The organism is Ochrobactrum sp. PL_is501, from assembly GCF_055816895.1.
In genome coordinates this window covers 36,948-51,072 of the sequence record NZ_JBVPGR010000033.1, presented here as the reverse complement: position 1 = coordinate 51,072, position 14,125 = coordinate 36,948, and the positions used below count along the sequence as shown (strand labels likewise).

Genomic DNA, 14,125 nt, shown 5'->3' with positions numbered 1-14,125 from the left:
ATGGAAGGCACAGGCGTCATCGACAATTTCCTGGGGGTCTTTACCTCCTATATCGACTCTGGCTTCGGCTTGCTGGGTGGTGAAGTCGCGTTCATCGCCACCACGCTCATCGTTATCGATGTGACGCTCGCGGCCCTGTTCTGGGCCTGGGGCGCCGATGACGACATCATTGCGCGCCTCGTCAAGAAGACCCTGTTCGTCGGTGTCTTCGCCTATCTGATTTCCAACTGGAACAACCTGGCCCAGATCGTCTTCGACAGCTTCGCCGGACTTGGCCTCAAAGGTTCCGGAACGAGCTTTACGGCACAGGATCTGATGCGGCCCGGCAAGGTCGCACAGACCGGCCTCGATGCCGGCGGCCCGCTGCTCAATTCCATCTCCGACCTGATGGGCTACTGGTCCTTTTTTGAGAACTTCATTCAGATTGCCTGCCTGCTTTTTGCCTGGGCGCTGGTGCTGCTCGCCTTCTTCATCCTGGCGATTCAGCTCTTCGTCAGCCTCATCGAATTCAAGCTGACGGTGTTGGCGGGTTTTCTTCTCATACCCTTCGGCCTCTTCGGCAAGACCGCCTTCATGGCCGAGCGTGTGCTGGGCAATGTCGTCTCCTCCGGCATCAAGGTCCTGGTCCTAGCCATTATCATCGGCATCGGCTCGACACTGTTCGACCAGTTCACGCAGGGCTTCGGCGATCAGACCCCGAGCATCGATGACGCCATGGCGATTGTGCTTGCGGCCCTTTCCCTTCTCGGCCTCGGTATTTTCGGGCCCGGCATTGCCACCGGCCTTGTTTCCGGCGGGCCCCAGCTTGGTGCGGGCGCTGCCATCGGCACTGGCCTCGCGGTTGGTGGTGCAGCCGTCGCGGCAGGCGGTGCGGCAATGCTCGCCGCAAAGGGAGGGGCTGCGGCCCTTTCAGGCGGTGCGGCCGCCATGCGTGGCGGCGCGGCCCTCGCGGGTGGCGCTTCCACCGCTTACAATCTCGGCTCCCTCGGCAAGTCAGGGGCTGCCGGAGTTGCGTCCGGCGCAGCAGGCGTTGCCCGTGCCGCAAGCGGCGCAGCTACTTCCCCTCTCAAGCGCGCCGCCGCACGCGCTTCCCAGAGCCTTCAATCCTCCGCCCAGTCCGGAGCCCGAAGCGCCTTCGCAGCAAGCGGAGGATCCTCTTCCATGGGCACGATCCCAAGTGCGGGGGCTCCGACGGCTGCCGCGCCATCCGCATCGACCAGCACGCCTCCGGCCTGGGCACAGCGCATGCAGCGGTCCCAGGCTCTCAACCACGGCACGACCATGGCCGCCCACGCTATCCGCTCCGGTGACAGCCACGGCGGCGGCTCTTCCATCAGCCTTTCCGAAAGTGACCGCCCATGAACATCTTCAAACGCCCCGCAATCCATTACGGCAAGACACCGGCGCCTGAGACGCCTTATCAAAAAGCCGCGCAGGTCTGGGACGAGCGTATCGGCTCGGCCCGCGTCCAGGCTCGCAACTGGCGATACATGGCCTTCGGCTGCCTGATCCTTTCCGCCGGCTTTGCCTCGGCCCTGGTCTGGCAATCGGCGCGCGGCACCATCGTCCCCTGGGTGGTCGAGGTCGATAAACATGGCGAGGCCCGTGCAATCGAACCGGCCGTCGCCGGCTACCAGCCGTCCGATCCACAGATCGCTTTCCACCTGTCGCGTTTCATCGAACAGGTGCGCGGACTGCCTTCCGATCCCATCGTCGTGCGCCAGAACTGGCTTCGTGCTTACGACTTCACCACAGATCGTGGCGCCGTAGCGCTCAACGACTATGCCCGCGCCAATGATCCCTTCACCAGGGTTGGACAGCAACAGGTCTCAGTCGAGGTATCCTCGGTCATTCGCGCTTCGCCAGACAGCTTCCGCATTGCCTGGACCGAGCAGCACTATGAGAACGGCCAGCTCTCACGCACCGAACGCTGGACCGCCATCCTGACCGTCGCCCTGCAGCAGCCCCGCGACGCGGAGCGCCTGCGCGCCAATCCCCTTGGAATCTACGTCAATGCGATCAACTGGTCGCGGGAGATGAGCCAATGACCGCCGCCAATCTTACCGGCCGGAGCCGCATGACCGCTCTTGCCGCCATGCTCCTGTCAGCTTCCATGCTGGCCGGCTGCACAACCAGCCGGACGCCGCAGTTCAGCTATGACGCCAACGTGCCGGATCTGCCCGTCATCCGGGCATCGGCCACCAGCAACACCCCGCGGCCGCTTCATACGCCTCCGGCCTGGACCGTGGCGCGCGGTGGCACGGCGGCCAGCACTCCGGAAGCCCGCGTCGGCAATGCCAATGCAGCCGCCCGTGTCGAGCCGCGCCGCGAAGGCTACTATAATGCGATCCAGATCTATCCCTGGTCGGAAGGCGCGCTCTATCAGGTTTATGCCGCGGTCGGACAGATTACGACCATCGCGCTCGAACCGGGCGAGAGCCTGACCGGCGCGGGACCGATCGCGGCGGGCGACACCGCGCGCTGGATCATCGGCGATACCGAAAGCGGTTCGGGCACGACACGGCGTGTCCACGTCCTAGTCAAGCCCACGCGCACCGACATCACGACCAATCTCGTCATCACCACGGATCGCCGCACCTATCTGATCGAGCTGCGTGCCGATGAAAAGACATGGATGCCGGCTATCGCCTGGGCCTATCCGGCACCGCCTGCAAGTCAGCGCATTACCGCCTCGGCGACCCCGATCATCCCGGCAGAAGCGGCCCGCAACTACCGCTACGGTCTGTCCGGCGACAATCCGCCATGGCGCCCGGTCTCCACCTTCGACGACGGTCGCCGCGTCTATGTCGTCTTCCCGCGCGGCATCATCCAGGGCGAAATGCCGCCGCTCTTCGTGCTCGGCTCGGACGGCAAGCCCGAGATCGTCAACTCCCGCATCCATCAGAACGTCCTGATCGTCGACCGCCTGTTCGGCGCGGCCGAATTGCGGCTGGGCTCCGGCAGGCAGCAGCAGACCGTAAGGATCGTTCGCATCCAGGCCCCGCAGACGACCGCTGCATCAGGGCAGCAGTCCAACAGCGAAGGGGCACGCTCATGACAGAGAACGAAAGCCCGAAGGAGGACGCAGTGGAGCTCACCAGCGCAAACGGGGACAAGGTCGCCCCAATGCGCCTGCGGGCCGAGGCGCCGCGCGTCACCCGCATCTCGCGCAAGGTGCTGCTGGGCGCCGGGTTCGTCACCGGCATCGGCATTGGAGGAGCGCTCATCTATGCCCTTCAGGGCGTCGATCGTGGCGGCGAGCTGCAGGAGTTGATCACCACCGAACGCAGACAGACCGCCGATGGGCTGCAGGGACTTCCGGGAAGCTATGGCGATATCCCGGTACTCGGCCCCCCCTTGCCCGGCGATCTCGGTGGACCGGTGCTGCGCGCCCGCGAGGAAGGACAGCCGATACCGGCAACGCCGATGCCCGTTCCCGCCACCGATCCGGAGGAACAGCGCCGTCTCGCCGAGCTTGAAGCTGCGCGCACCAGCGAGATATTTTTCCAGGTCAGGCCCGGCAACAACGCCTCGGCGTCAACAAACACACCCGGCCCGAGTATTGCGCTGGCCGGGATTGGAGGCGCAGCCGCACAGGACCCGCAGCGTGCCTTCCTCAACGCCGAGGTCGACCGGCGGACCATCGCAGCCGACAGGGTGATGCCGCCCGCATCGCCTTATGTGGTCCAAGCCGGTTCGGTCATCCCGGCCGCGCTCATCACCGGCATTCGATCGGATCTTCCTGGCCAGATCACCGCACAAGTCACCCAGAACGTCTATGACAGCCCGACCGGCAGTCTGCTCCTCATCCCGCAAGGCACCCGCATCATCGGCGAATACGACAATGGCGTCGCCTTCGGCCAGCGCCGCGTTCTCCTCGTCTGGAACCGCCTGATCTTCCCCAACGGCCGCTCGATCGTGCTGGAGCGCCAGGCGGGTGCGGATGCATCTGGTTATGCTGGGCTTGAGGATGGCGTCGATTATCACTGGTGGGATCTGATGAAGGCGGCCGGCCTCTCGACGCTTCTAGCCGTCGGTGCCGAACTGGCGACAAGCGACGAGGACCGGCTGATCCGTGCCATCCGCGATGGCGCACAGGACACCATCAACCAGGCCGGCCAGCAGATCGTCCAGCGTCAGTTGCAGGTCAAACCCACCCTGACGATCCGGCCGGGCTTTCCGTTCCGCGTGATCGTATCGCGCGACTTGATTCTCGAACCCTACGGAGCCTCCTGATGACCCACCTTAAGCTCGGACCACTGCCCAAGGCCGGCATGACCCGCATAACTTTTTCTCTGTCCGAACCGCTCAAGGAAGAACTCGATCTCTATGCGGCCGAACATAGCCGCCTCTATGAGCCGGTAGAGGCAGCGAGCCTGCTTCCCCACATGCTGGAAGCATTTCTGCGCTCCGATCGTGGTTGGCGGAGCAGAAAGGCAAAAGCCGCGAAGCAACCTAATGTGAAATCTCTAGCAGCGCGGAATACCGGCGAGCCGACCTGATGCTGGGCAAGAATGTCGACAGTTCAGGAGAGTTTGAGGCCAAGCTTTTTCCGGCCTCGGGACCCGAGAGCCGGTTCTTCAACAACCCGCTTGCGACCCAGTCCCGAGCCTTTTGCTAGCTTCGACCGAGTGGCCGAGTAGTTCGGCGCCACCATGGGATAATCATTGGGCAAGCCCCATTTCTCGCGATACTGCTCTGGGGTCAGGTCGTAGTGCGCTGTCAGGTGGCGCTTCAGCGACTTGAATTTCTTCCCGTCCTCCAGGCAGATGATGAAATCGGGCGTGACTGACTTCTTGATCGCGACTGCCGGAGTGGGTTTCTCTTCCACGGCCGGAGCGCTTCCCGTCTGGAGAGCGGAAATGGCGGCGTGTGTTTCAGCAATAATTCTGGACAGTTCGGTTGTGGACACATGATTGTTGCTGACATAGGCGGCAACAATCTCGGCCGTCAGGCCTATCCGGTCGGTACGAGCGTCTGAAACACTATCGGTCATTCTTTCCCTCACAAACAAAGCGATCCAATTCCGCTGATATAGCTAATCTGACTGCAGCAACACGCAGTTCCTAGGCGGAAATATTTGCCGAGCTCACATTCTCCTCATGGAGCTGCCGGGAACTACGTCGGTTGGCCGACAGATTCCGTGCAAAGCTGATGAACCAGCGCAGTGCCGGATTGTCGTTGAGCGGCGACCAGACCGCGCTGAACGGAACAATGTCCTCCGAGGCTGTCAGTGGCCGCAAGGCAAGATCAGGAAACCTCATGCTCGTCCATCCCTCCGATACCACTGTGATTTCCCTGCCCAAGGCGATCGTGTGCATCAGTGTCTCCAAATCCATCGGTCGGTACATCACCTGCGGATACGTGCTGTAATCGGCGATCCTGCGCACGATATAATCATGCACTTCCGGTCCCGGCTCCTGTGCGCTCACGACGAACCGTTCATTCTCCAAATCGGGCCAGTCCACGTCGGCGTGCTCGGCCAGAGGATGCTCCGCCGACATGGCGACATGAACGCGCTCATTCCAGAGCTCCTGCACGTCGCAATCGAGCTGCGGGCCATTGCCGGTCAGGAAGGCGACATCGATTTCCCGTGATCTGATCTTGGAAAGATGATCCCGCCGGCCTCCGGTACGGACATCGAGGAAAACACCCGGATATTGGTCATCGAAGGCAGCGATCAGCTCTCGCAGAAAACCACCTGCAAGCGTCGTGATAATGCCGATCCGAACCGTGCCCAATTCGACACGGCCGGCCGCATCTGCGTGATGTAGAGCCATCTCGATTGTTTGGATGGCAGGGACGATCTCATTGAGGAACCTTGCACCTGCAACGGTCAGGCGAACCCCGGCCGATGTCCGCTCGAACAGCGATACGCCGATCGAGTCCTCGAAATGCCGAACCCTCCGGCTGACGGTTGACACTTTGGTCTTCAGTGCCAGGGCTGCACCCGAGAAGCTCATGCTCTCTGCCGCCGCCAGCACATAGCGCAGCGGCCGTAGATCGAACGGTAAGCTTTTGTCAGGCCATCGGACGGAACGCGCCCATAGCGGAGTTCCGTCCCGTCTACTCGGCGCGATATTCCTCGCGCCTGCTCGCTCTGTTCGCCGCGATTTCATACATCTGCGCTCCTCCAATAATCTGGGAATAACGGGCAGGCTGACCGTCGACAGGCCGACTGATTCTGTTCAGGTAGAGCGCCCCAAGGGTCATCAAGATTACGGTCGCCAGCGACAGAACAAAGACCATGCGAATTCTTTTCGCCTTTATTTCCCGCTCCCCGGTCCAGTCGATCCTTGAATGCCTATGCATCAAACTTCGCTTGCATTTCATTGCCTGCGATCTCGGCCGCCAAGATCGCAATGGCGGTTGCTGCCTGGCTAGAATCCCAACCTGCCTCCGTTGCCAGTTTCATCAGGCCAAAGACGGATGGCTCAAGAGCAAATTGGCATTCCGCGACATAGGACGGATCGGCGACTGCCTTCGTCGGGCCATTGATGCGATTTCGATTGATCATTCTCTTTCCTGCTGCGACGGCTTGGGCAGATCTCTCGCCTATGTGCAGACCCACTCCTTGATTTCACACCGCGCGCCGCTGACTTCGCACGCCTGTAACGACACTTGTTCCGCCTCTTTTCGTGTAGGAGCGGACGTCGCCCCCCATACCGCCATTTTCCCGGTCGACTCCTTGCTCACCGCTAATGCACCGCAGTGATTGTATGGAAATCCGCTTCCATCATCGTCGTTCCAATGTCTGTGGTTGCGGAATACTGTGACGATGGTGCAGGATGCTCCACCGGCCTTCTCACAATGCCGAAGGGCCGTCTGTTCAGCCTCCGGCCGCTTGTCGGCTCCCCAAAAGAAGCCATGCTTGCCATCGCGCTGTGAATAGGCGATTGCAGCCCAGATACCCTTTTGATCGTTGCCGCCGGTTTCGAATTGCGCGACCGGGGGCTCGGGGATTTCCGAGGTTGTGGCCGACAGGTCCGCGGCAAAGACTGTGGATATGCAGGTCACGGTAAACAGGCCCGCGGAGGCGACGATGCTTCGTATGGTCATTGCTGATGCTCCTTCTGCCTGGTTTGCGACGCAGGCTGTTCAGGCGAACATGATGTGTGCGGAGCGTCTCGATGGAGACGCGGCCGGCAATCGGGAAGCCGACCCTGCCTTGGGGCATTGCCGGACACTCCGTCCTCTCGACAGGGCGCTGCAGTGCTGGCTGTCATGCCATAAGCGACTGTGAGCAGCGCGAGGGTGGAAGATACGGCTGCAGCTCGGATCGCAGCTTGATGGATACCTGTCCGGTGCGAGGGAGTTGAAGGTCTCATGAGTTTAACCCGCAGCCTGGGTGACCGAGATCACGATGCATGACTGGTCTGAGGGTAGCAGAAGAACCTGCCCCCCATTGTTTGCGAGATTATAGACAGGGACCGGCCCCAACGTGCTCGCCAGTGTACTTCCTGCCGGCAGGGTCGCGGGCATCTCGGGGCATTTTTTCGGAAACGGCGCGATCCGGACCATTGACCCTTCACACGAAGCCCCATTGGGAGATGCAAAAACCAGACCCGCTGCAGGGCCGGCATAGGTCGACGAAGCATAGGTCATGCCGACGAGCGCCTGCACGGAATGCTTGTCGGGCTCGGAATTGTGCCATTGGGATTGCACATTGTATTTCGAACCATTCGCCAGCAACTGGCCCAGAACCGGGAATACGGTCCCGCAGGTCTTAATGCCGGCTTGTTTGACGTGCTCGACAAATGGCGTTGTCGGCAAAGCCGGATCGACTTTCGGTGTCTCCGCCGTGGTGGCTTGCGCAAATACGCTCACAACGGCAGGAAATTGAAGTGCTGCAAGCCCTATGCCACCGAGGGCCAGTATCCCTGCAGCGGCGACGAGCGCGGTGCGGCCATAACTCCGCCCGGGATTAACGGCATGCTCCGTTGCAGTGGAAGGGTGGGTTGCTCCGCCATTTCTGGACATTATTCGGTCGTGGATAGATTGCTGCGTCATCCTGGTGCTCGTTTCAATTGATTGCGGACAGGGCTGTAGCCAGCCCCTTGAGGGACGCGGTCACGGAGATGCTGTCTCCTGCTGTCGTCGAATAGGAAATTTCCGGGCTGGATTGCTTGCCGATGTGTTCGCGAAGGATCGGCCCGACGGGAACCTTGCCGACACACACAATGTCATTGCAGCCCTCGATGGCAATAGCGACAGGGTTGGCGCGACCGGGGAATTTCAATGAAATCTTGCCGTCGCTCTTTGCGTTCGGCGACGTACGCAGGATCATGAATGGCTTGCCATCCTGGGTCGCCGCCAGTGACCAGCTGAAAACCAGCTTGTCCGACCGGTCGACGATAACCTGGCTGACATTGCACACCATTTGCTTGGCATGCAGATTTTCGTCGCAGATAAGCGTCCAGTTCTCGAACGGCCGGATGCTGCGACGATACTGGCCGACCGGTACATCTGCGGGGACAACGATATCAGACGGTTTGATCCGGTAACTGGTTGTGGCCGACCGTGAAACCTCCTGCCCGGCAGCGGGCGGGCTGCCGGGCAGGAGAAGGCAAGCCACGAGTATGAGGGCGGGGGTTGTGGCTTGCCTGAGCATGGCGGCCTCAGTTCAGCGTGAAGCTAAGGCCGGCACCAACACCCCAGTTTCCGCCCGCGGTGGTGGCAGACAGGTTGCTGCGCAGGCGGCCGTCTTCGCTGGTGTAACCGGCACCGAAGGCAAGCGCGCCTTCACCACGCCAGAAGCCGCCGCCCACAGCCACGCTCGCCTTGCCGGGACGGTCATCATAGCGCAGTGATGCCGCTGCGAGTCCAATCGCGGCTGCCTGACGAGCTTCGCTCCGCACCTCACCGATTTCCTGGTTCAACTGGCCAAACTTGTAGTCTGTATAGTTGTTGGCTTGATTGAGCGTCGTCACCGCCACCTGATCGGTGTAATTGTTCGCCGTTTCGATCGCATAGTTGACTCGGTTATCGGTGTAATTGTTCGCCGTCTTGATGCCATCCTTGAGCTGGCTGACGTTGACGGCGTCCGTATCGGCTTGGCCCGCGGCAACGTTGGAGATCAACACCGGCGCATTCGGATCACCACCCTCGAGGGTGATCGAGTTGAACTTATTCTCACCGTCGTTGTCGTATTTGACAGCAAATTTATCCAGCTCCCCAATACCTTGATCAAGATCCTCTATCGCCTGATTGGTGGCGTGAAGCTGTGAACCATTGACGGCGTCGGTAGAGTCTTCAGAAACCCGGCCGGCTGCGACATTGGTGATCGTACGCTCTGCACCTTCGTCACCGACGCTGACGGTACCGACAGGATCAGTGCCGGCAAACTCATACCGCTTGCCGTTGATCGTCGTACCGGTGGTAGCAACGGCTTCCTGGGTCACGGAACCCGCACCCAGCGCCACGTCGTTGGCGTTGTTGGCCTGTGCACCTTCACCGATCGCCACGGCGCCATCGGCTCCCGTGGCTGTCGTCGCTCCGTTACCCATCGCGATGCTGCCATCACCGTTCGCAACTGCCTCAGGCCCGATTGCAACGCTTTCCTGGCCAACCGCCTGGCTGTCCGCCGCAGAGGAGTTGGCGTGGAAATACTTGATGCCACCACCATTATCGATGTCGTCAATTCGTGAATTGACGTTGGTCACACTCTGGCTGAGGCCGCCCAGCGCATCACCCACATTGTCATGGGTAATGGTGGTCACGTTCCCGGCCGCATCGATCGATGCGATATCGTAAGCGGGTGCCGTGAGCGTGCCATCAGGATTGACCGATATGCCATAGGCAGCGCCACCGAGGTGAGTGGCGATGCTGTTAGCCGTACCCCAGAGTTGCGCGCCGTTGATCGCATCCGTCGAGAACTGATTGATCACCCCTTGCGACAGGTTGGTTATGCGCGTACCACCGGTCAGACCGCCGTCGGAGGAAACATCGCCCTCAAGCGTGATGAGGTCCTTCGGGTCGCCGGTCGTACCATCATATTTGACGGCGCGATCATCCAGTTCACCGACGGTGTCGTCGATGGCCTCAATCGCCTGATTGGTCGCAAAAAGCTGCGATCCGTTAATGCCATCGGTGCTGTCGGCGGCGATGCGGCCGGCTGCGAGGTTGGTGATGGTGCGCTCAGCGCCTGCCGATCCCACGCTCACCGTCGAAACGGGGTTCGCTCCGGCAAACGTGTATGCTGTGCCGTTGATCGTTACGCCAGACGTTGCGACGAGGGTGTCTGCGATGGAACCATGACCCAGGGCAACGCCATGCGCGATCGTGGCCTGTGCGCCCTGACCGAGAGCCGTCGAGTAATCGGCATTGGCCAGCGAAAACTGACCGAAAGCGGAGGAGTAGGCGCCAGTCGCTCGTGCGTATTGGCCGACCGCCGTGGAATTTACACCGATAGCTTCTGCGACCTGTCCAACGGCTGTCGAGAATTCGCTATTGGCAATTGCGCCTTCACCAACCGCTGTCGTGAAGTTCGCCGTCGCCTGGCTATTCTGGCCGATTGCCGATGCGAAATCGCCTGTTGCGTGAGCAAACTGACCGACTGCGGAGGAAGCGAGGCCGCTTGCATTCGAATACATGCCAACTGCGAGGGTGTTCTCCTGGGTTGCCTGCGCGCGCTGTCCCAACGCGGTCGCATACTTGCCTGAGGCAATAGCTTGGTCGCCTACGGCAGTGCTCGATTCACCGCTCGCGACCGATTCACCGCCAAGAGCGACACCACGAGGACCGGAGGCAATTGCGCCACGGCCGATCGCGACCGTCTGGTAGCTGCTCGACGAAGCGTCCATGCCTATGGCGATAGCATTGGAACCTGTTGCACCATCATTGTTGAAGTTGCCGCCACCGGACGAATTCACGCTGAAGTAATGGGTGGCCGAAGCATCAACATGCTCGCCAAGCGCTTTGAGCTGAGCGACGTTGACCGCATCACTATCTTCCGTGCCGGCAGCGACACCGGTGATCTGGCGGTACTGTCCATTGGCCGCATCGCCGATCGAAAGTGCGGCCAGCGTGCTGGTCGTGGCATTGATCCCTGAAGAGTCGGTACCGATCGGAACGTAGCCCGATATACCGGCGGCGGTGTTTGCTACTGAATCCGAGCCAAGAGCCACAGAGCCATCCAACCTTGCCGAAGCACTGCTACCCAGCGCCACTGTATCGCTGGCAGAAACCCCGGAGTTTGCAAACATGCCTAGGGAAATATTGCGGGAACCATTCGAACTTCCACCAGCCCAATTGCCGATCGCGATACTGTTGTCTCCTATCGCCCCCAAGCCCGCAGCCTCGCCGAGATATGTGTTGCTTGAGCCGTTCGAGGAGATGCCTGCCCACGTTCCGCCAAAGAAGTTTCCGCTGCCGGTAGCGTTCTGCCCGGCCTGCGCGCCGATGGCTAGAGTGCCAATCCCCGACGCCTCAGCCATGTCGCCGATCGCGACCGAGCTGGTTCCGCTGGCATTGGCGCGGCCAAGAGCCAGGCTGTTGCTGCCACTTGCCTTGGCTTGAACACCCAAAGCCGTGCTGTACAGGCCGGAAGCGTTTGCGAGCATGCCCACAGCGGTGGTCGCACTACTGGAGGCGCTTGCATCTACACCAGCCGCCAATGCGCCCGCGCCCGTCGCGCCATCATTATTATAGTTGCCACCCGGAGTGCCGCCGTCATTCACGCTGTAGTAATGCGTTGCCGTCTCGTCGACATGGTCGGCTAGGGTGCTGAGTTGCGCCACGTTTACGGCATCTGTTTCCGCCGTGCCCGCCGCGACATTGGTGATCTGTCGTGTCGCGCCGTTTCCGCCAACGCTGACGGCGCCAAGCGTACTCACCCAGGTCGAGTTGGTGTTCGTCGTGGGAAGGCCGGCGACCGGATCGTAGCCCGCTACACCAGCCGCCGTTGTCGCGCGCGACTGGTAGCCCAACGCTACGCCGTCAGTTACCGTCACCTGTGCTGCGCCGCCCAGAGCCGCGCCATTCCTTGCGGAAACTGTGTTGCCCACACCCACCGCAACGCCGCCGGGCGCAGATACCGTGTTTCCCTGCCCCAATGCAACTTGCGATGGATCCTGCCCGGTGCTCGTCCCCGTCAGTTGGTTATACATGCCGACGGCGATACCATACTGGGCCCCCGCAGCAATCGTGTTGCCTTTACCGAACGCTTGGGAATTAGGTGCGGCACTGGTGTTGCCGCTGCCGACCAGGATCACTTCGCTCGATCCGGTCGCCCTGTTGCTCAGACCAAAGACCGAGGTGTTTTGCCCGGTTATCGTGTTGTTGCTGCCAACAGCGGTCGAATTTCCGCCACCGCTAACGGTGTTCTGCCATCCGACCGCCGTGCTTTGGTTTCCGGAGTTGACGCGGCTCGAGGTTCCGATTGCAATACTGTCGAAGGAAGCAGCCCGCGAACCTTGGCCAATCGCTATGCTATTCCCACCGACCGCGCTGCTGCCGTTGCCGAGAGCGGTGGATCCCGCGCCTGTCGCCTTGGCCTCTGTTCCTACTGCTGTTGCACCGGAGATATCCGCTGAAGCGTTTTGACCAACTGCCGTCCCGGCAATTGTGCCTGCAACTGTGGAACCACCGAGATAGGTTGCCGTCGCGCCGTCACCCAAGGCAGTGCCGCCATTCCCAGCACGAGCGACAGCGCCGAGCGCAACCGAACCGGTCGCTTCGGAGCCACGACCAATGGCGATAGCATCCACGCCACTTGCCTGTGCTGCCGAACCCATGGCGATAGCGTTTTCAGCCAGCGCTTCAGCATCTGCGCCAATCGCGATCGCCTTGTCGCCAGTGGCGCGGCTCGCCAATGTAGCTGCCCGTTCCGCGCCGCCACTACCACTCTGGGTCGACGCTCCTATTGCAATGGAATATTCACCTTCCGCCGCGGTACCATAACCGAGGGCTGTGGCACCCTGCGCCGTTGCCGTCGTACTGCTGCCCAGCGCTAAAGACATGTCCCCAGAAGCTACACTAGACCTGCCCGCTGCAAAGCTAGCGTACCCACTTGCCCTGTTGGAAACACCAATAGCGGTGCTGTACTCGCCGCTGGCGGCGTTTCGGTAGCCGACCGAAGTGCTGTGGTTTCCGGCAGCCTCTGCCTCGATTCCAGCGGCCAAGGAATTTCGGCCGGTGGCGCCATCATTGTTGTAGTTGCCGCCGATCGCACCGCCGTCATTGACGCTGTAATAGTGCGTTTGCGCCGCTTCGAGTTGTGAGACGTTGACCGCGTCCGTGGCCGCGCTGCCAGCCGCCAAATTGGTAATTCGGCGCTCTGAGCCTGACGAACCGATCGAGACCTCACCAGCCGGCGCGGTTCCCACGATGTCGGTGAGGTTGCCGGTCGGGCTATAGGCTGCGGCACCGAGCGTCGCACCATCGGCAACACTACCAACACCCAAGGCGACGCTGTTATCCGCCGTGACCGTGGCGGCCTGACCCACGGCCAGGCTGTATGCGCCTGAAGCCGTGCTGTCAGCGCCAAGCGCCGTCGTCCGCTCACCAGTCGCTTGCGCACCCGCGCCCATAGCGACAGCACCTACCTTGTCCGCCACACTGCTATTGCCAACCGCTGTGGCGAAGCCTTGTCCGTCGACCGTTTCCGCGTTGGCGTTCTGGCCCAGCGCCGTGGACATAGAGTCCGCCCTGCTATCTGCGCCCAACACAATTGAGTGAACACCCAGCGCCTCGGAATTGCTGCCGATGGCGACCGAGAAGTCGCCCGAAGCGGATGCGTTAGGCCCAACGGCGGTGCTTTTCTCAGCTGAAGCAGTGGCGCCCATGCCGATAGCGGCAGCGTCTGCGCCCCCAGCTGAAGCATTGATACCTGCCGCAAGGGCATTTTGACCGCTTGCCGACGTCGAGGTGTTCCCGAATGCGATCGCCCCAGCGCCAAGGTTGGCAGCAGACCATGCATTCAACGCCGCGAGATCGACATCCATGGGTGACGCCCCTACTGGGACATTGGTGACGGTCGCGAATCCGCCTTCCTTCGGTACCTGGCATGTCCAACTGCCGCTACCCGCGACAGGCCGCGCGCATGATGCGCCATTGGGCAGAAGGGTGCTTTCGGCAAATACCGGTGAAGCGAAACCAAGGCTCAAGGCAATTGCCCCCCCGACAC

At 61.4% G+C, this 14,125-nt stretch carries 13 protein-coding genes; 5 read left to right on the top strand and 8 right to left on the bottom strand.

Features of this window, described 5'->3' with window-relative positions; genetic code table 11:
* From trbL to AC0TOF_RS08565, 5 genes are read left to right on the top strand one after another with little or no spacing between them, the layout of a single operon-like run.
* On the top strand, positions 1-1,362 hold the full coding sequence (gene trbL / locus AC0TOF_RS08585; RefSeq protein WP_473767916.1) for a P-type conjugative transfer protein TrbL: 1,362 nt from the start codon (positions 1-3) through the stop codon (positions 1,360-1,362).
* Complete coding sequence (gene trbF / locus AC0TOF_RS08580) at positions 1,359-2,048, top strand: conjugal transfer protein TrbF (protein ID WP_473767915.1); 690 nt, start codon at positions 1,359-1,361, stop codon at positions 2,046-2,048. Before trbL ends, trbF begins: the two co-directional genes overlap by 4 nt.
* A complete protein-coding gene (trbG, locus tag AC0TOF_RS08575) occupies positions 2,045-3,058 on the top strand; it encodes a P-type conjugative transfer protein TrbG (protein ID WP_473767914.1) in 1,014 nt (337 codons plus the stop codon). Before trbF ends, trbG begins: the two co-directional genes overlap by 4 nt.
* On the top strand, positions 3,055-4,236 hold the full coding sequence (locus tag AC0TOF_RS08570) for a TraB/TrbI/VirB10 family type IV secretion system protein (protein ID WP_473767913.1): 1,182 nt from the start codon (positions 3,055-3,057) through the stop codon (positions 4,234-4,236). Before trbG ends, AC0TOF_RS08570 begins: the two co-directional genes overlap by 4 nt.
* Complete coding sequence (locus tag AC0TOF_RS08565) at positions 4,236-4,502, top strand: DUF2274 domain-containing protein (protein WP_473767912.1); 267 nt, start codon at positions 4,236-4,238, stop codon at positions 4,500-4,502. Before AC0TOF_RS08570 ends, AC0TOF_RS08565 begins: the two co-directional genes overlap by 1 nt.
* A gap of 23 nt (positions 4,503-4,525) precedes the next feature.
* Here AC0TOF_RS08565 and AC0TOF_RS08560 read toward each other — a convergent pair whose 3' ends face one another.
* The 8 genes from AC0TOF_RS08560 to AC0TOF_RS08525 all read right to left on the bottom strand — a co-directional run bounded on the left by AC0TOF_RS08560 (position 4,526) and on the right by AC0TOF_RS08525 (position 13,943).
* The gene (locus tag AC0TOF_RS08560; RefSeq protein ID WP_473767911.1) at positions 4,526-4,996 is read right to left on the bottom strand and encodes a Ros/MucR family transcriptional regulator; all 471 of its coding nucleotides are present in this window, start codon (positions 4,994-4,996) and stop codon (positions 4,526-4,528) included.
* Between the two features lie 70 nt (positions 4,997-5,066).
* Positions 5,067-6,119: a LysR family transcriptional regulator gene (locus tag AC0TOF_RS08555; protein WP_473767910.1), complete on the bottom strand. Its 1,053-nt coding sequence runs from the start codon at positions 6,117-6,119 to the stop codon at positions 5,067-5,069.
* Positions 6,067-6,249 carry a hypothetical protein gene (locus AC0TOF_RS08550; protein WP_473768121.1) on the bottom strand — a complete coding sequence of 61 codons (183 nt, stop codon included), beginning with the start codon at positions 6,247-6,249 and terminating at the stop codon, positions 6,067-6,069. The genes AC0TOF_RS08555 and AC0TOF_RS08550 overlap by 53 nt, the downstream gene beginning before the upstream one ends.
* 55 nt (positions 6,250-6,304) lie before the next feature.
* Positions 6,305-6,517 (bottom strand): hypothetical protein, encoded by a 213-nt coding sequence (locus AC0TOF_RS08545; protein ID WP_151572697.1) that lies wholly within the window; start codon positions 6,515-6,517, stop codon positions 6,305-6,307.
* Positions 6,518-6,555: 38 nt separating this feature from the next.
* Entirely contained in the window at positions 6,556-7,059 is a 504-nt protein-coding gene (locus tag AC0TOF_RS08540; protein ID WP_473767909.1) for a DUF4189 domain-containing protein, read from the bottom strand.
* A gap of 273 nt (positions 7,060-7,332) precedes the next feature.
* Entirely contained in the window at positions 7,333-7,980 is a 648-nt protein-coding gene (locus tag AC0TOF_RS08535; RefSeq protein ID WP_473767908.1) for a hypothetical protein, read from the bottom strand.
* Positions 7,981-8,023: 43 nt separating this feature from the next.
* A complete protein-coding gene (locus tag AC0TOF_RS08530; protein ID WP_473767907.1) occupies positions 8,024-8,611 on the bottom strand; it encodes an invasion associated locus B family protein in 588 nt (195 codons plus the stop codon).
* Positions 8,612-8,618: 7 nt separating this feature from the next.
* The gene (locus AC0TOF_RS08525; protein WP_473767906.1) at positions 8,619-13,943 is read right to left on the bottom strand and encodes a YadA-like family protein; all 5,325 of its coding nucleotides are present in this window, start codon (positions 13,941-13,943) and stop codon (positions 8,619-8,621) included.
* Positions 13,944-14,125 lie beyond the last annotated feature (182 nt).